Annotated in this window: 14 protein-coding genes, 2 tRNA genes and 3 pseudogenes; 12 read left to right on the top strand and 7 right to left on the bottom strand. The window is 64.3% G+C overall.

The window, feature by feature from the left end; genetic code table 11:
- Positions 1 to 30: 30 nt before the first annotated feature.
- The 5 genes and pseudogenes from AC16HO_RS10385 to AC16HO_RS10405 all read right to left on the bottom strand — a co-directional run bounded on the left by AC16HO_RS10385 (position 31) and on the right by AC16HO_RS10405 (position 7983).
- Positions 31 to 1179 carry an acyltransferase family protein gene (locus AC16HO_RS10385; protein WP_395643556.1) on the bottom strand — a complete coding sequence of 383 codons (1149 nt, stop codon included), beginning with the start codon at positions 1177 to 1179 and terminating at the stop codon, positions 31 to 33.
- Positions 1176 to 3250 (bottom strand): annotated as a pseudogene (locus AC16HO_RS10390) (transglutaminase family protein). The gene AC16HO_RS10385 and the pseudogene AC16HO_RS10390 overlap by 4 nt, the downstream one beginning before the upstream one ends.
- Positions 3251 to 3375: 125 nt before the next feature.
- The gene (gene gspN / locus AC16HO_RS10395; RefSeq protein WP_395643557.1) at positions 3376 to 4752 is read right to left on the bottom strand and encodes a type II secretion system protein N; all 1377 of its coding nucleotides are present in this window, start codon (positions 4750 to 4752) and stop codon (positions 3376 to 3378) included.
- 118 nt (positions 4753 to 4870) lie between these two features.
- Positions 4871 to 7492: a DNA mismatch repair protein MutS gene (mutS, locus tag AC16HO_RS10400; protein WP_395643558.1), complete on the bottom strand. Its 2622-nt coding sequence runs from the start codon at positions 7490 to 7492 to the stop codon at positions 4871 to 4873.
- 149 nt (positions 7493 to 7641) lie between these two features.
- Positions 7642 to 7983 carry an ArsR/SmtB family transcription factor gene (locus tag AC16HO_RS10405; protein WP_395643559.1) on the bottom strand — a complete coding sequence of 114 codons (342 nt, stop codon included), beginning with the start codon at positions 7981 to 7983 and terminating at the stop codon, positions 7642 to 7644.
- A 166-nt stretch (positions 7984 to 8149) separates the two neighbouring features.
- Here AC16HO_RS10405 and AC16HO_RS10410 point away from each other — a divergent pair, with 166 nt between their 5' ends.
- The 11 genes and pseudogenes from AC16HO_RS10410 to AC16HO_RS10460 all read left to right on the top strand — a co-directional run bounded on the left by AC16HO_RS10410 (position 8150) and on the right by AC16HO_RS10460 (position 20147).
- The gene (locus AC16HO_RS10410; protein ID WP_395643560.1) at positions 8150 to 8356 is read left to right on the top strand and encodes a YgaP family membrane protein; all 207 of its coding nucleotides are present in this window, start codon (positions 8150 to 8152) and stop codon (positions 8354 to 8356) included.
- A gap of 22 nt (positions 8357 to 8378) precedes the next feature.
- Entirely contained in the window at positions 8379 to 9563 is a 1185-nt protein-coding gene (locus AC16HO_RS10415; RefSeq protein ID WP_484335426.1) for an efflux RND transporter periplasmic adaptor subunit, read from the top strand.
- On the top strand, positions 9560 to 12766 hold the full coding sequence (locus AC16HO_RS10420; RefSeq protein ID WP_395643562.1) for an efflux RND transporter permease subunit: 3207 nt from the start codon (positions 9560 to 9562) through the stop codon (positions 12764 to 12766). The genes AC16HO_RS10415 and AC16HO_RS10420 overlap by 4 nt, the downstream gene beginning before the upstream one ends.
- 26 nt (positions 12767 to 12792) lie before the next feature.
- Positions 12793 to 13302, top strand: coding sequence for a CinA family protein (locus AC16HO_RS10425; RefSeq protein ID WP_395643563.1), 510 nt, complete (start codon positions 12793 to 12795; stop codon positions 13300 to 13302).
- Between the two features lie 120 nt (positions 13303 to 13422).
- Positions 13423 to 14460 carry a recombinase RecA gene (recA, locus tag AC16HO_RS10430; RefSeq protein WP_395643564.1) on the top strand — a complete coding sequence of 346 codons (1038 nt, stop codon included), beginning with the start codon at positions 13423 to 13425 and terminating at the stop codon, positions 14458 to 14460.
- Positions 14461 to 14773: 313 nt separating this feature from the next.
- Positions 14774 to 17257, top strand: coding sequence for an endopeptidase La (gene lon / locus AC16HO_RS10435; protein ID WP_395643565.1), 2484 nt, complete (start codon positions 14774 to 14776; stop codon positions 17255 to 17257).
- 91 nt (positions 17258 to 17348) lie between these two features.
- Positions 17349 to 17537 (top strand): hypothetical protein, encoded by a 189-nt coding sequence (locus tag AC16HO_RS10440; RefSeq protein WP_395643566.1) that lies wholly within the window; start codon positions 17349 to 17351, stop codon positions 17535 to 17537.
- 37 nt (positions 17538 to 17574) lie between these two features.
- Positions 17575 to 17850, top strand: a pseudogene (locus tag AC16HO_RS10445) (HU family DNA-binding protein); the annotation flags it as partial.
- A gap of 16 nt (positions 17851 to 17866) precedes the next feature.
- Positions 17867 to 17941 (top strand) — tRNA-Val (locus AC16HO_RS10450).
- A gap of 86 nt (positions 17942 to 18027) precedes the next feature.
- Positions 18028 to 18104, top strand: a tRNA-Asp gene (locus AC16HO_RS10455).
- Between the two features lie 126 nt (positions 18105 to 18230).
- Positions 18231 to 20147, top strand: a complete 1917-nt coding sequence (locus AC16HO_RS10460) for a SurA N-terminal domain-containing protein (RefSeq protein ID WP_395643568.1) — start codon at positions 18231 to 18233, stop codon at positions 20145 to 20147.
- Between the two features lie 132 nt (positions 20148 to 20279).
- Here the strand turns inward: AC16HO_RS10460 and AC16HO_RS10465 are convergent, their stop codons facing one another.
- Positions 20280 to 21062: an enoyl-ACP reductase FabI gene (locus AC16HO_RS10465; protein WP_395643569.1), complete on the bottom strand. Its 783-nt coding sequence runs from the start codon at positions 21060 to 21062 to the stop codon at positions 20280 to 20282.
- Positions 21063 to 21163: 101 nt separating this feature from the next.
- On the opposite strand from AC16HO_RS10465, the pseudogene AC16HO_RS10470 reads away from it, so the two are divergent.
- Positions 21164 to 21405 (top strand): annotated as a pseudogene (locus AC16HO_RS10470) (IS5-like element ISCARN85 family transposase); the annotation flags it as partial.
- A 12-nt stretch (positions 21406 to 21417) separates the two neighbouring features.
- On the opposite strand, the gene AC16HO_RS10475 reads toward AC16HO_RS10470, so the two are convergent.
- A complete protein-coding gene (locus tag AC16HO_RS10475) occupies positions 21418 to 22860 on the bottom strand; it encodes a LysM peptidoglycan-binding domain-containing protein (protein ID WP_395643570.1) in 1443 nt (480 codons plus the stop codon).
- Between the last annotated feature and the right edge of the window lie 128 nt (positions 22861 to 22988).

Raw genomic sequence — 22988 nt, forward strand, 5'->3', positions numbered from 1 at the left:
GCCAACCCGGGCGTTCGGCGTTCGACGGTTTCAGGCAGAAAGGGGCCTGGGCAGCAATTGCGAGGTTTGTCGAACATGCCCGAACTCGATGTACCGGTACGAGAGCCACGTCAGCGGAATCATGATCGAAAGAAATTCCAGGAAACTCGGCCACGGGTGCTTGGTAAACGCCGCGCTTGGCGCGACATGGATGATCACGACGAAGTTCCATATGTAGATGGAATAGCACATCATGCCGATCAATTCTATCGGTCTGCAGCGGACGTGGTTCAATGCCAGCAGCGCGAGCATCAGCAGAACCGCGGATAGTTGAAACAGCGTATTCACCAGCGCGATCGAGAGCGGCGGCAGCGCACCGCTGAAACAATAGTCGGCGTAGGTAAACGTCGCGGTAAGCGCCGCCAATCCGAGGATCAGCACGCGCCCCGGATGTGCAACGCGATAGCCCCGCGCATGGAGCGCGGCGATGCCCATGCCGATGACGAAATCGTCCATGCGCCCTATTACGGAATCCTTGACCGGATTGAGGATGTCGTAATCGCCGAGCGAGAACGAGCGAGACGCTTCGCCGAGGAGCCGCACGAACAGCGCGGCCAGAAGGATGCCCGGCAAGGCGCGGCGCCAGGAAATGCGCGAAATGCAAATCACGAAGAACGGAAACAACAGGCTGAACCAGATTTCGATGCCGAGGGACCAGAGAGCGGCGTTCAACTCCGGCATGAAGGTCACGTTGGTGAAGTTGAACAGGCAGGTCAGCAGCGCCAAGTACTCCTTGGCGCTGAACCGGCCCGCCACCCCCATCAGCAGGATCACACTGAAGTAGTAGAGCGGCAAAAGCCTGCGCGCACGCTTGCGGTAGAACTCCAGAACGTCGTCTTTTCCGGCGAAAGTCCGTTGTTCGATGGCGAACGGCAGATACAGCACGAATCCGGACAGGATGAAAAACAGGTTGACACCGAGCCAGCCGTTGCACGTCCAGCTTGCCATGAACGCGAAAGGCGAGTTGCTGGTCATCCACCAACCGGTATGGAAGACAGCCTTGAAGAACAGATGGTGCCAAAGCACGCCCAGGATCGCGAATCCGCGCAAAAGGTCGAGCGCCGGCAGGTGGGGCGCGCGGAATCCGCGATCGGCCTTGACCGGCTCGCATGGTGCTGTCGCCACGATCGCCCCCGTCAAACGCTTACGTCTCTCAGGTCCAGTGTAAATGGAAACTCCGCCGTTGGGCCAGCGCGAGCCGGAGCATCGATGGTGCCGGGCGTATGGCCGTAGCGGTCGAAACGCGCGAGGCGGCGGCTTTCGACCTCGAAGGCGTTGACCGGGAAAGCATCGTAGCTGCGTCCGCCCGGATGTGCCACGTGGTAGCGGCAGCCACCGAGAGAGCGCCGCGACCAGGCATCGACCAGGTCGAACACGAGCGGCGCCTGGGCCGGAATCGTCGGATGCAACGACGAGGGCGGTTGCCAGGCCTTGGAGCGCACGCCGGCGACGAACTCGCCAACCGTGCCGGTCGGGCGCAGCGGGATGCCCCGGCCGTTGCAGGTGGCGACGTAGCGGTCCGGAGCGAGGCCGCTGAGCTTCACCTGCAGGCGCTCGACCGAGGAATCGACGTAGCGCACCGTGCCGCCGACCGTGCCTTCCTCGCCCACGACGTGCCGGGGCTCGAGCGCGTGGCGCAGTTCCAGTGCGATACCCCGCGTGGCGTAGTCGCCGACGATGGGGAAGCGGAATTCGAAGTGTGGCGCGAACCAGTCGCGCTCGATCGCGTAGCCAGCGGCGCGCGTCTCGCGGATCACGCCGGCGAAATCCGGTTCGACGAAGTAAGGCAGCATGAAGCGGTCGTGCAGCTCGGTGCCCCAGCGCGCGAGACGCGGCGGCGCATACGGCTCGCGCCAGAAGCGCGCGATCAGGGCGCGCAGCAGCAACTGCTGGGCCAGGCCTATCTGCGCATGCGGCGGCATCTCGAACGCACGCATTTCGCGCAGGCCAAGGCGGCCCGCGGCGCCCTCTGGCGCATAGAGTTTGTCGATGCAGAACTCGGCGCGATGCGTGTTGCCGGTGACGTCGATCAGGAGGTTGCGCAGCAAGTGGTCTAGCAGCCTCGGCGGCGCGAAGCCGCCGATGTCGGGAAACTGCTTGAACGCGACCTCGAGTTCGTACAGCGAGTCGTTGCGTGCTTCGTCCACGCGTGGCGACTGCGACGTCGGGCCGATGAACAGGCCGCTGAACAGGTACGACAGCGAAGGATGGTTGTGCCAGTACGAGAGCAAGCTGCGCAGCAGGTCGGGGCGGTGCAGGAACGGCGAATCGCCCGTGGTCGTGCCGCCGAGAACGAAGTGGTTGCCGCCGCGGGTACCGGTGTGGCGGCCATCGAGCATGAATTTCCCGGCGACGAGTTTTTCCTGGCGCGCAGCTTCGTACAGGTGCGTGGTGCGCTCGACGAGTTGTTCCCAGTTGTCCGACGGATGGATATTGACCTCGATGACGCCGGGGTCGGGCTGACGCGGAACCAGTTCAGGCGCGGGTCGCGCGGCGGCTCGTAGTCTTCGAGCAGCACCGGCGTGCAGAGCGCGGCGGCGGTGTCCTCTATCGCCGCAGTCAGTTCGAGGTAGTCCTCCAGGTGCGCGAGCGGCGGCATGAAAAGGTACAGATTTCCATTTCTTGCCTCGGCGCAGAGCGCGGTGCGCGTGATCCCGCCGGCGGATTCGAAAGGTGCGGGCCGGCGATCGCGTTGCTCGCCATTCCCTTGAAAGCGGGAGTCCGGTTCTTGATCTCGACGAACAGCGAAGGCCGGATCCCGGTCCGCGCCGGAATGACGCGTGGCGATGCCTTCACCGCAATGGCGGACAAGAGCAGTCCCGGCTGTTTCGCCGCCATGCATTGCCGCTGCGCCGCGCAGGCCCGGCATTTGCCTGTGTAGCTGCAGCGCGCGCGGCAGTGGCCTCGGTGCCTGCGAGGGATCGGCCGCGTGCACCCACGGATGGTCGCTTTCGCTCACCCAGGGTTGCGAGTCCAGCGGGAGGCGCCAGCCGAGCGCGGAATCGCCGGGGATCAGGTAGCAGTGCTCGCCGCGCAGGAACCATGGACCGGTCTGCCACCGGCCCGGCGGCTTGGCCAGCGGTAACACACGACCGACGACGTGCGAGAGGCCGGCGCGGAACACGCGCATCAGGCGCTCGCGTTCGAGCGGATCTGCCACGCGTGGATCGAACGGATCGACGTTGCCTGGCAGACGGCGCTCGCGCCACAAGTAGTAGAACAGATCGTCGTAAGCCGGAAAGACACCTCAGTCGACGATAGCAAGAATCTGCTGCGGCGCAACGAAAAAATCCGACCGCCATCGTGTCGCCAATGCGGAAGGCCACGGGATGCAAGCTATTTCTTGCCGAACTCGCCATTGGCTTGCACGATCGTCGAGCCGTCCGCCTGCGGCGTACCGATCTTGCGCAGGGCGGCGGCGATGGCTGGGTCGCCACCGCGCGCGCTGAGCTGCACGGCAGCGTCGTAGCTGGTCTTCGTGGTCTTGAACGTGCCGTTGACCTGGAGTGGGCCGCCGAGGTCGCCGATCACGCCGATGATGCTGCCGTCGGGGTCGGTGCCCAGACTCCACTCCATGTCGCCCAGCGTCGCCTGGCGCACGCCGGAGACGGTGACTCCGTGCCAGACCAGCTTGCCGGCGATCGCGCTCGGCCACAGGCTTTCGCGCAGCGTGAGCCGGGCAAAGTTGCCGTCGACATCGCCGCCGACCTCGATGCCGGGCAGGCGGATCAGCGGCGCGAGCAGTGTGGCCGGGAACTTGAGAGTCGCGTCGGTGAGCTCGAGCGCATGCCCGGCACCGAGCTTCCACTTCGCCGCGAGCTGGGCGTGCCCGCCGTCGTTCTTCAGCGTGCCGGCAATGCCGCCGTCGGCGGCGGTGTCAAACGTCGCGTCGACGTTGCCGAGCAGTTCGTGCGAAACCGCTGCGGTTGCCGCGTCGTTCCAGCGCAGGTTGCCGCGCGCCTCAGCCGGCGCCGTGCCGGTGCGCAACAGGATGTGGACGAGCTTGCCGTCGATCGTGCCGGCGGCATTCGCATTCGGCTGGCCGAGCAGTGCCGTGGCGAGCGATGCGGGCAGCTTGAACGTGAAGTCGTTCAGTTCCAGGTCGCGCGTCGGTTTGAGCTTGAGCGCACCGTCGAACTGCGCGCCGCCGCCGGTGTTCTTGACCTTGCCCGCGATGTTGCCGTCGGCCGCGGCGTCGAACGTCGTTTCCACCGTGCCGAGTTCGGTGTCGGCGAGCTTGGCCTTGATCCAGCGCGCCTTGCCGTCACGCAACTGGGTTGGCCAGCCGTCGAGCACGGTAAGACTGGCCGCACTGCCTTCGATGTCGCCTTCGGCCTTGGCCGTCACCTGCAGCATGTCCGCGGCCGTGTGCGCCGGCAGGCTGAAGCTGAGGTTGTCGAACGTGTTGCCCGTCGGCGACTTCGTCAGCGTGCCCTGGGTCTTGAGTGCGTCCCCGGAGATGGCGAAGTCGGCAACGCGACGACCCTCGAGCAGCGGCTTGAAGCGCAGGTGCCAGTCGAGTTGGCCGAGCGCGCGGTCGCGCACGCTGATGCTGCCCGCGTGGCCATTCCAGATCGTGCCAGAAAGGTCGGACAGCGTCACCGTCTTGGACGGCTTCATCAAATAGCGATAGCCGAAGCTGGCCGGGCAGAACCAGATCGCCGCGGTGGCGGCCACGATCAGGAGCAGGACGACTACGAAAAAACGGCGCATGGGTTGGTTTCCATTGGAATGTGCGAATTCTATTCTTTGCCCGTCATTTCCGCTTTCGCGGGAACGACGCGAAAAGCCGAGCGCGAACGATTCGTGCGATATCGGCAAAAGAGCCGCCCTACAACAATCCCTTGAGCCGATAGAGCAAATCCAGCGCCGCGCGTGGCGTCAGCGCATCGACCTCGACCTCGCGCAACGCGTCTTCGACCGCGCTCGGCTTTGCGAGTTCGAACAGGCCAAGTTGCGGCGACGCCGCCTCGTCGGGGTCGCGGGATGCGGGCGATCGCCGCGCCTTGAGTTCGAGCGCCGCGAGATGTTTGCGCGCGTCCGCGATCACCGCCTTCGGCACGCCGGCGAGCGCGGCGACATGCAGGCCGAAGCTGCGGCTGGCCGGACCTTCCTTGACCGCGTGCATGAACACGAGCTGGTCGTCGTACTCGACCGCATCGAGATGCACGTTGGCGATGCCGGGATACTGCGCTGCGAGTTCGGTCAGTTCGAAGTAATGCGTGGCAAACAGGGTGAAGGCGTGGTTTTTCGTCGCCAGTTGCACGGCGCAGGCCTGGGCGAGGGCGAGGCCGTCGTAGGTCGAAGTGCCGCGCCCGACTTCGTCCATGAGCACGAGACTGTGTCGCGTCGCGTTGTGCAGGATGCTTGCCGTCTCGCTCATTTCGACCATGAACGTCGACTGGCCGCGCGACAGGTCGTCACCCGCACCGATGCGGGTGAATATGCGGTCGATGCTGCCGATCGTCGCGGCGTCCGCGGGCACGAAGCTGCCGATGTGTGCAAGCAGTACGATCAGTGCGTTCTGGCGCATGTATGTGGACTTGCCGCCCATGTTCGGGCCGGTGATGACGAGCGTGCGCCGCGTGTCGTCGAGCACGAGGTCGTTCGGTTCGAACGGATCGCTGCGCACCTGCTCGACGACCGGATGGCGGCCACGCACGATGCGGATGCCGGCGGCGTCGACGAGCTGCGGCGCGCGCCAGTTCAACGCGTCGGCGCGATCGGCGAGCGCGGCGAGCACGTCGAGTTCGGCAATTGCCGCGGCGGCCTGCTTCAGTGCCCCCAGGCGTTCGACAAGGAAGTCGAGCAGCGCTTCGTACAGCGCGCGCTCGCGCATCAATGTGCGCTCGCGCGCCGACAACACCTTGTCCTCGAACGATTTCAGTTCTTCGGTGATGTAGCGTTCGGCGCCCTTGAGAGTTTGCCGGCGCGTGTAGTGGGTCGGCGCCTTGTCGGCCTGTGCCTTGCTGATCTCGATGTAGTAGCCGTGCACGCTGTTGTAGCCGACCTTGAGCGTCGGAATGCCGCTCGCCGCCTTCTCGCGTTCCTCGAGATCGATCAGGAACTGGTTGGCGTTGGTCGACAACATGCGCAGTTCGTCGAGTTCCGCATCGTAACCCGTGCGGATCACGCCACCGTCGCGCAGCAGCACGGGCGGCTGTTCGAGCACGGCGCGCGCGAGATGTTGCGCGGTGTCGGCGTGTTCGCCGAGTTGGTCGAGCAGGGAGTGCAGCAGCGGCGAATCGATCAATTGTGAAGTGCGGCCGTGGACGGACGCTTTTTGATCTTCGTGGTCACGAAGGAGGACACGAAACAAACCCGGTGCGGCGAGCAGGCCATCGCGCAACGTGGACAGATCGCGCGGGCGCGCCGAGCGCAGTGCGACGCGCGCAAGGATGCGTTCGAGATCGCCGATACCGCGCAGCACCTCGCGCACGCCGTCGCAACGACGCAATGTGATCAGGCTGTCGATCGCTTGCTGACGCCGGCGCAGGACATCGCGGTCGCGCAGCGGCCGGTGCAGCCATCGGCGCAGTGCGCGCGCGCCCATCGGCGTGATCGTAGTATCCAGCACGCCGAGCAGGGTGTGCTCGTGACGACCGCCCGGGTGCGTGTCGAGTTCGAGATTGCGCCGCGTCGTCGCGTCGAGTGCGATTGTTTCATCAGGGCTCTCGGCGGCGAGTCCCGGCAGGTGCGGCAGCGCGGATTTCTGCGTTTCGCTCACGTAGCCGAGCAGCGCGCCCGCCGCGGCGATCGCCAGTGGCATCGCTTCGATGCCGAAGCCGGACAGGTCGCGCGTGCCGAAAAACTTGTTGAGCTGGCGCTGTGCCGTCTCGGTGTCGAAATGCCACGGCGCGCGCTTGCGCAGGCCGGGCAGCGCGACGACGAAACCCGGCCAGGCAATGTCTTCGGCGACCAGCGTTTCCGCGGGCGCGAGACGCGCGAGTTCGGAGGCGAGTTGTTCCGCATCCAACGCTTCGCTGAGCAGGAATCGCCCGCCGGCGAGATCGACCCAGGCGAGACCGTAGCGGTTCTTGCCGGTGGCGATCGCGAGCAGCAGATTGTCGCGTCGTTCTTCGAGCAAGGCTTCGTCGGTCACGGTGCCCGGCGTGACCACGCGCACGACCTTGCGTTCGACCAGGCCTTTGGTTGCCGCGGGGTCGCCGATCTGTTCGCAAATCGCCACCGATTCACCGAGTTTGATCAGCCGGGCGAGATAATTTTCGGCCGCGTGATACGGCACGCCGGCCATCGGAATCGGCGCGCCAGCCGAGGCGCCGCGCTGGGTCAGCGTGATGTCGAGCAGGCGCGCGGCCTTGCGCGCATCGTCGTAGAACAACTCGTAGAAATCGCCCATGCGGAAAAACACCAGTGTGTCTGGATACTCGGCCTTGGCGGCGAAGTACTGGCGCATGAGCGGGGTGTGCTGGGTGAGGTCGGGCGTCGTCATCCGGCCAAACGCTGGGAGGGGGCGGGGCAGTGTACCGTGACCGGGCGTCTGGCTGTCCGCCTTTCGCCGCGGAAGTCCGCAGTGAAGCGAATCGATCCGTGCAAGGGCGGCACGATTGTCCCGGCGACAGGTATTTCAGTCGCGGGGCGTCACCGGCGTTTGCGGCCGGGCCGTCCGGTCGGCGGCGATGCGGTGAGGACGTCCTCGGCGCGCGGCGGGCAATAGATGCCATGCAGCGTCTGGATCACGCGTTCGGCAGGTCCGCTCGCCAGGCGGTAGTGGATCGTCTGTGCTTCACGTCGCGTGATGACGAGTCCGTCTTCGCGCAATCGTGCCAGGTGTTGGGAAAGTGCAGACTGACTGAGGTCGAGTTGCTCATGTAGCGCGCCGACGCTGCTTTCGCCAGTGACCAGCAGGCACAGAATGCGCAGACGCTGGGCATTGGCCAGGGATTTGAGCAGGCGCGAGGCGCTGTCGGCGTGCGTCGCCATCGCGGCCGCATCCTGATTTTTCTGGCGTGACTGGATTCGGGGCATGCGTCGGTATTTCTCGATAGTGGTCCGTATGCTGCATCATCGCATGAAACTTGCTTGAATTCTAAATTAGAATGCACTAATATAGAAACCTGAGGATCATTTTCCAACCGGGAGAGTAGCAATGAACATCGATCGTTTCGTCATGCGTTTTGCCGGCAGCATGGTGGTCGCCAGCGTGCTGTTGGCACACTACGTCTCGCCGATGTGGCTTTGGCTGACGTTGTTTGTCGGCCTGAACTTGCTGCAGGCCTCGTTCACTGGGTTCTGTCCGCTGGCAAAACTGCTGCGCAAGGTTGGCGTCAAGCCGGGCAGTGCCTTTCCATTGTGAGCGGAGAATGGACGGGCATTCCATGACGGGATCGGTGCGCCGCTTGCTTGCGGGCGCAACGCAACGAGGTCGCGGCGGCGACGCACGCGATCGATGCCGCGGCTCGATGCAGGGGCCGTGGATATGGACAGCGTGGCGAACCGTCGCGTTGCTGGCCGTCGCGTCGCTCGCTGCGTGCGGCCGCGAATCGGCGCCGCCCAGGCCGGCGGCAGCGCCTCCATTGGAGACATTCGTCGTCGCCAGGACCGATGCGCCGCACGAGCGGCTTTGGGACGGTGTCGTCGCGGCAATCAACGAAACGACATTGGCGGCGCAAACCAATGCTCGCGTGCGGGAGCTTGCGGTCGATGCCGGCGATCGCGTCGCCAAGGGCGACGTACTGCTGCGGTTGACCGATGTCGAGCAGAATTCGGGGCGACGCAGTGCCGAGGCAGCCGTGACCGCGACGCGTGCCGAGGCAGTGCAGGCCGAGGCCAACTGGAGGCGGATCGATGAAATCCATGCACGCAAGCTCGTCGCGCGCGCCGATCTCGATGCGGCGACGGCGCGACGCGATGCGGCTCGCGCCGCATTGGCTTCAGCCGAAGCGCAATCGCGCAGCGCCGCGCAACAAGCCGACTACACCATCGTGCGTGCGCCATTCGATGGTGTGGTGACGCAGCGCTTCGTCGAGCTCGGTCAAGCCGTGCAATCCGGCCCGCCTCAGCCACAGGCGCTGCTGGCGCTGGCGGCACTGGATGCGCTTCGCGTCGATGTGCCGGTGGCGCAGGGAACGGTCGATGCGATTCGCGCGCAGGCCAAGGCATCGATCGTTCTCGACGGCGGCTCGCGGCGCGTGCCGGCGGCGAGCGTCGTCGTGTTGCCGACCGCGGATCCGGCGACGCATACGTTTCGTGTACGCGTCGGCGTGCCTGTCGGCACGGCAGGACTGTGGCCCGGCATGGCCGTCAAAGTCGCGTTCGTGGCCGACGTCGCGCCGCGGCTGTTGGTGCCGGCCGGTGCGCTCGTGCGGCGCGGCGAAATCGATGGAGTTTACGTGGTCGATGCGGATCATGGCGTCGGGTTGCGCCTGCTGCGGCTCGGCCATCGGTCCGGCGATGAATTGGAAGTGCTGTCCGGCCTCGCTGCCGGCGAGCGTGTCGCGAGCGATCCGCAGGCCGCCGCGCGCTGGCTGGCTGCGCGGCATGCCGGGAAGGTCGGGCCGTGAGTGAGTCGTTGGGATTCTCCGGGCGCGTCGCGCGCGCCTTCCAGCAGCATCCGCTGACGCCAATCCTGGCTTTGACAGCGCTGTTGCTCGGACTGGCGGCGATGTGGATCACGCCGCGAGAAGAGGAGCCGCAGATCGACGTGACCATGGCCAATGTCATCGTGCCGTTTCCCGGCGCGGAAGTGCGCGATGTCGAAAACCTCGTCGCATCGCCGCTAGAGCAGGTGCTGGCGGGCATCGACGGGCTCAAGCATGTGTATTCGGTCAGTCGCCCCGGCATGGCCTTGTTCACGGTCGAATTCCAGGTGGGAGTGCCACGCCAAACCGCACTGGTGCGTCTCTACAACCAGGTATTCCAGCATCGCGACCTGTGGCCGGAAGGCCTTGGCGTCGGTCAACCGCTGATTCGTGCGATGGGCATCGACGATGTGCCGGTGATGGCGCTGACCTTGTGGAGCGACGAGGCGGATATCGGCGCCATCCAGCTGGCCGAAGTTGCGCACACGCTGGAAACGGACATCAAGCACATCTCCGGGACACGCGATGTCTACACCCTGGGTGCGCCGGATCGCGCCGTCGTCGTCGAACCCGACGCGACGAAGCTGGCGACGTATGGTTTGGCGTTCGACGATCTGGATCGATCGCTGAAGTCGGCGAATACGGTGGCGCAGGCGGGAAAACGTGTCACCGGTGATCGCGACGTGCCGTTGACCGCCGGCACTTTCCTCGGCGATGCCGACGACGTAGCCCAGCTCGTGGTCGGGCTCCACGATGGCCAGCCCGTGTTCCTGGCCGACGTCGCTCAGCTGCGGCGTGGTGCCGATCTTCCGTCCCGTTACGTGTGGTTTGGCACGCCGCCGGGTAAGGCGGGGCCGGCAGCCGGCATGGCGCCGGCGGTGACGATCGCGATTACCAAGAAGTCCGGTGCCAACGCTGCCGACATCACGCGGGCGATCACTGCGCGCGTGGCGGCGCTGCGCGACATATCGATTCCGGTCGGCGTTCATGTCGATGTCACGCGCGACTACGGGCGCACTTCGACCGACAAGGCCGAACTCCTCATCCACAAGCTGCTGTTTGCCACGCTGTCGGTCGTGTTGCTGGTGCTCGCGACGCTCGGCTGGCGCGAGGCGTTCGTGGTCGGTGCGGCGGTGGTCATCACGTTGATGTTGACGCTGTTCGCCTCGTGGGCGATGGGCTTCACCGTCAATCGCGTTTCGCTGTTTGCGTTGATCTTCTCGATCGGCATTCTCGTCGACGATGCAATCGTGGTGGTCGAGAACATCCATCGTCGCCTGGCGCTGGGCGGGCGCACGTTGCATGAAGTGATTCCCGAGGCCGTTGCCGAAGTCGGTGGGCCAACGATCCTCGCGACGTTCACCGTCATTGCCGCGCTTTTGCCGATGGCGTTCGTGTCGGGCCTGATGGGACCGTACATGCGACCGATTCCGATCAATGCCTCAGCTGGCATGCTGTTGTCGCTCGCGGTCGCGCTGGTGGTGACGCCGTGGTTGTCGCTGAAGCTGATCGGGCATCACCGCGCCTCCGCGTCCGTGGCGGAGGCGGGTGGTGGACGTCTGCCGAAGGTGTTCCGACGCCTGATGACGCCGTTTCTCGACGAGGGCCGCGGTCGCCGCCGGCGGCGCTGGCTGTTCGTGGCGATGGCGGTGATGGTGTTGCTTGCGGCAAGCCTCGTGGTATTCCGCGTGGTGGTCCTGAAGATGCTGCCGTTCGACAACAAATCCGAATTCCAGGTCGTCGTCGACATGCCCGAGGGCAGTACGCTGGAGACGACCAACCGGTTGCTGACGGAGCTCGCCCATGCGCTCGACGGGCTGTCGGAGGTCCTGAACTATCAAGGGTATGCCGGCACCGCCGCACCGATCAACTTCAACGGCCTCGTGCGCCAGTACTACCTGCGCGACGACGCTATCGACGGTGATCTGCAGGTGAATCTCGTCGACAAGCACGAGCGTCGGCGCCAGAGTCACGAGATAGCCCTGGCCGTGCGACCGACGCTGGCGAAGATCGGTGCGCGCCATGGCGCGTCGGTAAAGGTAGTCGAGGTGCCGCCCGGTCCACCGGTGCTGGCGCCGATCGTGGCCGAGATCTACGGACCGGACTACATGACGCTGCGCAAGCTGGCGGAGGGCATTGAAAAGGAGTTCCACTCCGATGCCGATATCGTCGACATCGACAGCAGCGTCGAGGCGGAAGCGCCGCGCGACGTCGTCGTCGTCGACCGCGACCGTGCGGCCCGCCTCGGCGTGAGTCAGTCCGACATTGCGCGCACGCTCTCGGCCGCCTTGTCCGGCGGCGATGCCACATATCTGCTCGATGGCCGCTCGCGCTACGCGGTGCCGATGCGCTTGCGCCTGTCCGCGGGCGATCAGGCGTCGCTTGATGCCGTGCTCGGCTTGCGCGTGCGCGCGCGCAGCAGCGCATTGGTGCCACTGTCCGCGATCACCCAGATGCGCAAGGCCGACTGGGAAAAGGCGATCCATCACAAGGATCTGCTGCCTTACGCCTACGTCGTGGGCGACGACGCCGGGCACGCGGACAGTCCTCTGTACGGCATGTTCACGATGGTCGGCAAGCTCGGACGCGAAGCGATGGCCGGGCAGGCGCTCGCGCAGAATTTCATTGCCCAACCCGACGACGTCGCCGGCTATGCGATCAAGTGGGACGGCGAGTGGCAGATCACCTATGAGACCTTTCGTGACATGGGTCTGGCGTATTCCGTAGGGTTGGCGCTGATCTATCTTCTCGTGGTCGGCCAGTTCCGGAGCTATGTCGTGCCGTTGATCATCATGGCGCCGATCCCGCTGACCGTGATCGGTGTAATGCCCGGGCACGCCTTGCTAGGTGCCCAGTTCACGGCAACTTCGATGATCGGCATGATCGCGCTCGCCGGAATCATCGTGCGCAATTCCATCCTGCTGATCGATTTCATCGATCAGGCGCTCGCGGCCGGACAGCCGTTGCGTGATGCCGTGATCGAGGCTGCGGCGGTCCGCGCCAAGCCGATCGCCTTGACTGCACTGGCGGCGATGATCGGAGGCTTTTTCATTCTTGACGATCCGATCTTCCAGGGCCTCGCGGTGTCGTTGATTTTCGGTATTCTGGTGTCGACCGTGTTGACGCTGCTGGTGATTCCGTTGTCGTACTACAGCTATTTTGCGGCGCGCGGGAAAATCCGGTAGAAGGAGATTTCACGAAGGAGTGCCCCATGTCCACGACCGCGACCGTCGACGACGCCACATTGAACTCCCTTGCGCGCGACATTGCGGTCGAATATTCCCGGCGCGGCGCCACACTCGTCACCGCAGAGTCGTGCTCGGGAGGGTGGATCGCGAAAACGTTGACCGACATCGCCGGATCGTCGGCGTGGTTCGAATGCGGGGTCGTGGTATACAGCTACGAAGCGAAGGAATCCTTGCTCGGCGTGCGGCCGGAAACCCTCGAAGAACACGGCGCGGTGAGTCGCGAAACCGTCATCGAGATGGTGGCGGGAGCGCTGGCCCGCTTCGGAGCGACGGTGGCCGTGGCCGTCACCGGCATCGCCGGGCCTTCCGGCGGCACCGCCGACAAACCGGTGGGCACGGTCTGGATCGGCTGGAAGCGGCGTGGCGGTTACGCGCACGCGGAACAGTTCCATTTCGACGGCGACCGCGAAGCCGTGCGTCGACAGACCGTTGCTGCGGCGCTGCGCGGCGTGCTGAAAATTCTTACAAGCTGACGCGCGATTCCGCGCATGCTTCGATGTGGCCGGGTGTGGGATAATTCGCGGCGTCGCAATCCGTGAGATCGGCGCAGCGCACGATCCCAGCCCACAGAAATCCCACTCGAGGTATCCGCAATGGACGACAACAAGCGCAAGGCGCTCTCCGCCGCACTCGGCCAGATCGAAAAGCAGTTCGGCAAGGGCGCCGTCATGCGCATGGGCGACCGCACGGTCGATGCGGTCGAGGCGATCCCGACCGGCTCGCTGATGCTCGACATGGCGCTCGGCATCGGCGGCCTGCCGCGCGGCCGCGTCGTCGAGATCTACGGACCGGAGTCCTCGGGCAAGACCACGCTGACGCTGCAGGTCATCGCGCAGGCGCAGAAGCTCGGCGGTACCTGCGCCTTCATCGACGCGGAGCACGCACTCGATCCGGTCTACGCCGAGAAACTCGGCGTCAAGGTCGAAGACCTGCTGCTGTCGCAGCCCGACACGGGCGAGCAGGCGCTGGAAATCGCCGACATGCTGGTGCGTTCGAGCGCGGTCGACGTGATCGTGGTCGACTCGGTCGCCGCGCTGACCCCGCGCGCGGAAATCGAAGGCGAAATGGGCGACCAGTTGCCCGGCCTGCAGGCGCGCCTGATGTCGCAGGCGCTGCGCAAGCTGACCGGCAACATCAAGCGCTCGAACACGATGGTCATCTTCATCAATCAATTACGCATGAAGATCGGCGTGATGATGCCGGGGCAGAGCCCGGAGACGACGACCGGCGGCAACGCGCTCAAGTTCTATGCCTCCGTGCGCCTCGACATCCGCCGCATCGGCGCGGTCAAGAAGGGCGACGAGATCGTCGGCAACCAGACCAAGATCAAGGTGGTCAAGAACAAACTCGCGCCGCCGTTCAAGCAGATCGTTACCGAGATCCTCTACGGTGAGGGCATCAGCCGCGAAGGCGAGTTGATCGACATGGGTTCCGACAACAAGATCGTCGAGAAATCCGGCGCCTGGTACAGCTACGGCGGCGAGCGCATCGGCCAGGGCAAGGACAATGCGCGCCAGTACCTCAAGGAAAACCCGAGCGCGGCCAAGGAAATCGAGGACAAACTGCGAGCCGCGCTCGCGCCTAAGGCGAACGCGCCAGCGGCGTTGACCGAGGAAGTCGAAGAAGCCTGAGTGGCTCCGCGCGCCTGGCGTCGACGCGACAGCACGCTGAACAGACGGAAACGCGAAGCGGAGGATCCGCTCCGGTTTCGCGTCCTTGTCTTTATTTTCGGCGCGGGCAAAGTACGCGATTGCATCTGCGGTCCATGTCCGCACGATTGGCTTTGCGACCGCCCGGGAAAGGGGCGTCGCACTCCCGCCCCTGGCTTGCAAACCCGGCGATCGTCCACACTTGACGGGATGGAGATCTCGCGTCACCCTCGCTGCGTCCGCGTTCCGGGCCGGCGAAACGGTGATGCGGGCGAGAAAAACATCAGGAAACCCAATGTCCACTCCCGTTTCGAATCAGCCTGTCCAGCCGCACCTGTCTCACATCAACGAACTGCCGGTGTTGCCGCTGCGCGATGTCGTCGTCTATCCGCACATGGTGATTCCGTTGTTCGTCGGGCGCGAGAAATCGGTGCGTGCGCTGGACATGGCGATGGAAGGCGACAAGCGCATCCTGCTTGTCGCCCAACGCAGCCCGGACATCGACGATCCGCAGGCGGGCGATCTGTATTCGATCGGCACGGTCGCAACCGTGCTGCAACTGCTCAAGCTGCCCGACGGCACGATCAAGGTGCTGGTCGAAGGGCTGATGCGCGCGGAGGTGTCGAGCTTCTCCGAGCGCGACGGCATCATGACCGGCTACGCGCGGGCACTCGAGTCGATGTACACGCGTGAGCCGCGCGAGGTCGAGGTCGTCTCGCGCTCGCTCGTGTCGATGTTCGAGCAGTTCGTCAAGCTCAATCGCAAGATTCCGCCGGAATTGCTGGCGACGTTGTCCGGCATCGACGACACCAGCCGCCTCGCCGACACCATCGCCGGGCACTTGTCGATTCGCCTGCAGGACAAGCAGCGCGTACTGGAGACGGCCGATGTGGCCGATCGCCTCGAAATGCTCATGGGTTTCGTCGACGGCGAAATCGACGTGCAGCAGATCGAGAAGCGCATCCGCGGCCGGGTCAAGTCGCAGATGGAGAAGAGCCAGCGCGAGTACTACCTCAACGAGCAGATGAAGGCGATCCAGAAAGAGCTGGGCGAGGGCGAGGATGCGCCGAACGAGGTCGAGGAGCTGACCAAGAAGATCGACAAGGCCGGCATGCCGCCGCCGGTCGAAAAGAAGGCGCGCGCGGAACTGAACAAGTTGAAGCAGATGCCGCCGATGTCGGCCGAAGCGACCGTCGTGCGCAACTACATCGACTGGCTGGTCGGCGCGCCGTGGAAGAAGCGCAGCAAGGTGCGCAAGGACCTGGGGGCGGCCGAGGAAGTGCTCGATGCCGATCATTTTGGCCTGGAAAAGGTCAAGGAGCGCATCGTCGAGTATCTCGCCGTGCAATCGCGCGTGAAGAAGATGAAGGGCCCGATCCTCTGCCTCGTCGGGCCGCCGGGCGTTGGCAAAACCTCGCTGGGTCAGTCGATCGCCAAGGCGACCGGGCGCAAGTTCGTGCGCATGTCGCTCGGTGGTGTGCGCGACGAGGCGGAGATTCGCGGCCACCGACGCACTTACATCGGCTCGATGCCTGGGCGGTTGATCCAGAACCTCAACAAGGTCGGCACGAAGAACCCGTTGTTCGTGCTCGACGAAATCGACAAGATGTCGATGGATTTTCGCGGCGATCCGTCGTCGGCGCTGCTCGAGGTGCTCGATCCGGAGCAGAACCACGCGTTCAACGACCACTACCTCGAGGTCGATTTCGATCTGTCCGAGGTGATGTTCATCGCCACGGCGAACTCGCTCAACATTCCCGGCCCGTTGCTCGATCGCATGGAAGTGATCCGCATTCCCGGCTATACCGAAGAAGAGAAGATCAATATCGCCGAGCGCTACCTGCTGCCGAAACAGATCAAGGCGAATGGCCTCAGGCCGGAGGAAATCGCGGTCAAGACCGAGGCCGTGCGCGACATGATCCGCTACTACACGCGCGAGTCGGGTGTGCGCAATCTCGAGCGCGAACTGGCCAAGATCTGCCGCAAGGTCGTGACCGAACTGACCTTGGCTGCGGACAAGGCCAGGAAGTCGGGCAAGGGCGAGAAGAAGCGCGGCAAGATTACCGTCGACGGCAAGAACCTCGATCGCTACCTGGGCGTGCGCAAGTTCCAGTTCGGGCGCAGGGAACTGCAGAACGAGGTCGGCCTGGTCACGGGTTTGGCCTGGACTTCGGTCGGCGGCGAATTGCTCAGCATCGAGGCCTCGATCGTGTCCGGCAAGGGCAGGCTCGTGAATACCGGCCAGCTCGGCGACGTGATGAAGGAGTCGATCCAGGCTGCGCTGTCGGTCGTTCGCGCGCGCACCGATCGGCTCGGCATCGAGGCGGACTTCCACCAGAAATACGACATCCACATCCATGTACCCGAAGGCGCGACGCCGAAGGACGGTCCGTCCGCGGGTATCGGCATGTGCACGGCACTCGTTTCGGCTCTGACCAAGGTGCCGGTGCGCTCCGAGGTGGCGATGACCGGCGAGATCACGCTGCGCGGCCGCGTGCTGCCGATCGGCGGACTCAAGGAGAAGCTGCTCGCGGCGCACCGCGGTGGCATCGAGACCGTGATCATTCCCGAGGAGAACGAGAAGGATCTGGCGGAGATTCCGAAGAACGTGACCGAGTCGCTCAAGATCCGGCCGGTGCGCTGGATCGACGAGGTGCTCGACATCGCGCTCGAACGACCGCTCTCGCCGTTGCCGGAAAAGGTGGAAAATGCGCAAAATGTCGCGGCGGAGCCGGCCGTCGAGGACGGCGCCGGGTCGACCGCGGTGCGCCCCCACTGAAGCCTCCCCGCATGTCGACGTGCTGCGTCGACATGCAAATTTCTGACCAGCGTGTCAAGCGCGAATGCACAAAACCCGGTGCGGCGACGGCATGGCGAAAATCGCTGCAAGGCGCATCGGAATTGGTGTTGCGCGCCATGGGGCAGGCTGGTATAAAGTTCGCGCCGCGCTTCATGAAGGCGCCCGTACGGGCAAGATTCTGAAATTGTGGCATGACGAGGCAAGCAAGCACGGAAACATCGACGCCTGCGGCTGCTTCTTGATGATTTCGATTACCTAACGGCGAGCGCTCGCCAAATTCCTTCCGGGAGAAACAAGTCATGAATAAATCTGATTTCATTACCGCGGTGGCCGACTCGGCCGAGCTGAGCAAGGCCGACGCGGGCCGCGCGATCGAAGGCGTGATTGAAGTAATCACGAAGGCGTTGAAGAAGGGCGACAGCGTCGCGCTCGTCGGCTTCGGCACCTTCCTCGCGCGCAAGCGCGCCGCGCGCACGGGCCGCAATCCGCGCACGGGCCAGACGATCAAGATCAAGGCTTCGAAAAATCCGTCGTTCAAGGCTGGCAAAGCACTCAAGGATGCTCTAAACTAGGCGGCTCGCCTGCCAAGGGTGCTTAGCTCAGCGGTAGAGCGTCGCCCTTACAAGGCGAGGGTCGGGGGTTCGAAACCCTCAGCACCCACCAAACTCGATGCGGGTTACCACTCGTAGCGGTAAGGCAAAAAGATGGAATCCGGTATTCGATTTGCTCCGGGTTTCGACAGACAGTGCGGAGTGGTAGTTCAGCTGGTTAGAATACCGGCCTGTCACGCCGGGGGTCGCGGGTTCGAGTCCCGTCCACTCCGCCACAAATCAAACAAAGGCGCCGCGAGGCGCCTTTGTTTTATCAGCAGTCATTCATGCGTTCGTCGGTGAACGCGAAAGTCAAAAAAGCGGCCAGCCATGGCCGTGCTTCCCACAAAGAGCAATTGTCCATGCTGCAGTCATTGCACGACAGGTTTTCCGGTATCGCGGCGAAGATCCTCCTCGGCGTCGTCGTGATCGTATTCGGCGGGTTCTTCGGCATCGAGCAGTACATGAATCCGAAGAGCGATACCTTCGTTGCGAAAGTGAACGGCAAGGAGATTGGCCAGGATCAGTTTCGCGAAGCGTACAACCGCTTTCGCTCGCAGGCGCAGCAGGCCTACGGTGCGCAATTCGACGCAGCCGCATTCGACACGCCTGAGCGCAAGCGTCAGGTACTCGACCAGCTGATCAACGAGCAGTTGCTCAATCAGGCGAACGAGAAGTTGGGCGTCATGGTACCTGTCGCACAGGTGCGCGATGCAATCCAGAACATTCCGGCGTTCCAGACCGACGGCAAGTTCGACCGCAAGCTCTACAATTTGCGCGTACAGGCCGCGGGCATGACGGAAAGGTCGTTCGAGGACGGCGTGATCAAGGATCTGGCAACGCGCCAGCTGCCGGCCGGCCTCAGCCAGATCTCGATCGTGACGAGCGCCGAGGTTGAAGCCTTCCTCAAGCTGCGCGACCAGACCCGCGACTTCGGCTACGTCAAGCTCGAAAAACCCGCTGCCGACGCGATCAAGGTCGCCGACGCGGACATCGAGAAGTACTACAAGGATCACGCCGCCGAGTTCATGACGCCGGAGAAGATTTCGCTGGCCTACGTCGAACTCGACGCGGAGAAGATGAAGTCCGAAGTCACCCCGGACGAGGCGACGCTGAAGCGGCGCTACGAGGAACAGAAGGCGAAATTCACCGCGCCTGAGCAGCGCCAGGCCTCGCACATCCTGGTCAAGGTCGACAGGAATGCGAACGCCGAGGCACAGAAGGCCGCGCTTGAAAAGGCGAAGGCGATCGAGGCGGAAATCAAGGCGGGCAAGGATTTCGCCGTGCTGGCGAAGGAAAAGTCCGACGATCTCGGTTCCAGGGCGCAGGGCGGCGATCTCGGCTGGCTCGAGAAAGGCCTGACCGATCCGGCATTCGAAACCGCGTTGTGGGCAATGAAGAAGGGCGATGTTTCCGCGCCGGTGCTCTCGCCCGAAGGCTACCATGTGATCGAGCTGCGGGACGTACGTGAAGGCAAGGTCAAGCCATTCGAGGAGGTCAAGGCCGAGTTGGCCAAGCAGTACATGGAAACCGAGAACGAGCGCCGTTACAGCGATCTGGCCGGCAAGCTCGTCGACGCCCTCGGCAACGACCCTTCGCTCGCCAACGCAGCCAAGCAGTTCAACCTGCCGCTACAGAAGACCGCGCTGTTCACGCGCGCAGGTGGTGAAGGCATCGCCGCCAACCCGGCGGTGATCAAGGCCGCGTTCGCGCCGGGCGTGCTCGTCGAAGGCAACACCTCGGACGCGATCACGCTCGCGCCGAATCATGTCGTGTTCGTGCACCTTGATCAACACGAGATGCCGGCGCAGAAGCCGCTCGAGCAGGTGCGCGAGGAGATCCGCGGCAGGCTGGTCAGCGAGCGGCTTGCCCGACAGGCGAAGGAGCAGGCCGACACGTTGTATGCGCGCTTGCAGAAGGGCGAGGCGCTGGAGCAGATCGCTGCCGTCGCGAAGGCGAAGGTCGAGCAGGAGAAGGACATTGGCCGCAACGCCGCCAATCTCGACGGCCGGCTGGTTGCGGAAGTATTCAAGCTCGCACGCCCGGCCTCTGCGGACAAGCCGACGACGGCGGAAGTCGCGTTGGCAAACGACGCGTACGCGCTCGTGGCCCTGACTGCGGTCAAGGATGCCGATCCGTCCAAGCTCGATGCGAAGTCGAAGGAGGCCGCGCGCAACCAACTCGCCCAAGGTTACTCCAGCGAAGCCGTGCGCGGTTTCCTCGAGACGTTGCGCAAATCGGCGGACGTCAAGGTCGCCGAAGAGCGGCTGCTGCAGTAGCGCGCATCATGAAAGGCGCTTGACGCGGATCAGGGTGGATGGAGCATTCAAGGAACCAGTTCCTTGCTCGTACCCCGTCCGTGCCGGTGAGTTTTGAATCCGTACAAACCCGCGTTCAGCCTGTCGCTCCGTTCAAATCCCGGTCATGCCGAGCGTGTTGTAGCCCGCGTCGACGTAGGTCACTTCGCCGGTGATTCCCGAGGCGAGATCCGAACACAGGAATGCGGCAGTGTTGCCGACTTCGTCGATCGTCACGCTGCGGCGCAACGGTGCGTTCTGCTCGACGTGATCGAGCATCTTGCGGAAGTTGGCGATGCCCGCTGCCGCGAGGGTCTTGATCGGGCCGGCGGAGATCGCGTTGACGCGCGTGCCTTCGGGGCCGAGGTTGTAGGCGAGATAACGCACCGATGCTTCGAGGCTGGCCTTGGCCAGGCCCATGACGTTGTAGTTCGCCAGTGCGCGCTCGGCGCCGAGGTAGGTCAGCGTGAGCACGGCGCCGTTGCGCCCCTTCATCAGCGGGCGCGCGCCCTTGGCCAGCGCCGGCAGGCTGTAGGCAGAAATGTCGTGCGCGATGGCGAAGTTCTCGCGCGTCAGGCCGTCGAGGAATTCGCCGGTCAGTGCCTCGCCCGGAGCGAATCCGATCGAGTGGATCAGGATGTCGAAGCCGTCCCAGCGCTGGCCGAGGCTGGCGAACAACGCGGCGATCTGCGCATCGCTGGTGACGTCGCAGGGCAGGACGATGTCCGAACCGAACGTCTTCGCCGCCTCTTCGACGCGCGGCTTGAGCTTGTCGTTGACGTAGGTGAAGGCCAGTTCGGCACCTTCGCGGCGCATCGCATTCGCGATGCCCCAGGCGATCGAACGATTGCTGATGATGCCGGTGATCAACGCGCGCTTGCCCTGCAGAAATCCCATGTGCACTCCAACGATCGTTGTTTCGGGTGCGCAATTCTAGCGCAAGCGCACGGGATGGAGGCGCAGCGCGCCGACGAAGCGGGCGGTTGAATTAGGGCATGTACGAGGGCGAGGAGACCCGCCAACTGGCTTTGAACCTGGGTCAGGTTCCCGTCGCGCCACCCAAAGCTGACTGCATCTCGCGGTGGGAATACGATCGCGAAATGTACAAGCGGCGAAACGCGGTCGGGCGCTTGTTTCGCAGACCCAAAGGGTTTCGGCGCGTATTCTCTCGTTTCGACAAGCTGGGCGTCGCGTTCTCGCCTTCTTCCACATCGCGCTTATTGTGGATGGGTTACGCTAGTGTTAACGCGCCCTAGTTTGCCGCTTCGCGTCCGTGGAGCACGAGCTTCTGGCCAAGGCGGAGGGTGGCGTTCCGCGACAGGCGATTCCAGTGCAACAGGTCCTCCATGCGTACGCCATAACGGTTGGCGATGTGCCAGAGCGTGTCGCCGGAGCGGACGGTGCAGGTACCTTCGCTGGCCGATGCGGTCGAAGACGCGGACTTGTCCGCCTGGATCGGGTTTGCTTCAGGTGCCGTTGCCGCGACCACGGGGGCCTCGCTGTCGCGTCCCGGCAGCATCAGGCGGGTGCCGGCAGGCAGGGTGGCCCCGGTCGCACCGACGCGGTTGATCTGCGCCAGCGCAGTGGCGTCGACATCGTAGGCCAGCGCCAATGTATCGAGGCTTTGCGGTTGCTGCAGCTTCATCTCGCGCCAGCTCAGCCAGGCGTACTTCGGCAGCATGGCCAACGTCTGCTCGATTGCGCCACGCCGCTGCGCGGGAACGAGCAGGTGGAAAGGGCCGCGTTCCGGCATGCGGGCCTTGACGTAGGCGGGGTTGAGATGCCGCAATTCGGCGAAGTCCATGCCGGCAAGCTTTGCCGCAAGGCGCAGGTCGAGCGGAGCAGGCAACTCGAGCAGACTCAACGCATCGCCGGCGTCGGGCTCGGGCAACTCGACGTGGTAGCGCTCGGGTGCGGAAACGATGCACGACACGGCAAGCAGCTTGATCAAATGCTCGTAGTTCACCTGATTGAGGCGCAGCTTGGCGATTTCGGCCGGAGTGATGCTGCGGCGCTTGCCGAGCGCGGCGCGGACGCTGTTCTCGCCGGCGTTGAAGGCCATGTTGGCCAGGCGCCAGTCGCCGAAGCTTTCCTTGTACTGCTTGATCAGCGCAAGCGCGGTGCGGCTGGACGCAGTAATGTCGAGGCGGCCGTCGTATTCGCCATCGACGCGCAGCCCGTTCTCTCGCGCGGTGAACGGCATCAGCTGCCACATGCCGGCGACGCCATCGCCCCGGGCGGGGATCATGGTGTAGCTGGACTCGACCCAGGGCAGGAACGCGAATTCACCGGGCATGTCGTATTTTTCGATCTGCTCGGTGACGAGCAGGAGCAGCGGCATCGCCTCCTTGAACGCGGCAGACAGGTGAGCCGGACTCGATGCCATCTGCGCGGCGAACTGGCGCACCGTGGGGCTGTAGTCGCAGCCGGGCAGCGCATAGCGCGCGCGCAGGCGTGGCCAAGGCGAAGCCGGCGTCGTCGAAGCCAGCTTCGGCGCTTTCGGTTCGAGCGCGAGATCCGATACGGGGCCCGGTTGCGGCGGTGGCGGCACCACGGCCGCATGACGCACCACGGGCGCACTGCATGCGGCAAGCAGGACGAAGGCGCAGCCCAAGGTCGCGCAGCACGCGCTGAGCGTGAGCAGCCGCCGCTCGCGCCGGTTGGCGCAGGCGTTGCTGTCAGCCTCGGGTGACATGGCCAGAAATCATGCTGCAGGGGGTTCCGCAAATTCGACCGGCGGACTATAGCAATGAGTCAGAAATGCGCCATTAAAAAGTCATAAAGAGTAAACGAATAATTAACAATTCGTTTAGCCGGATTTCA

The organism is Rudaea sp. (genome assembly GCF_057139185.1).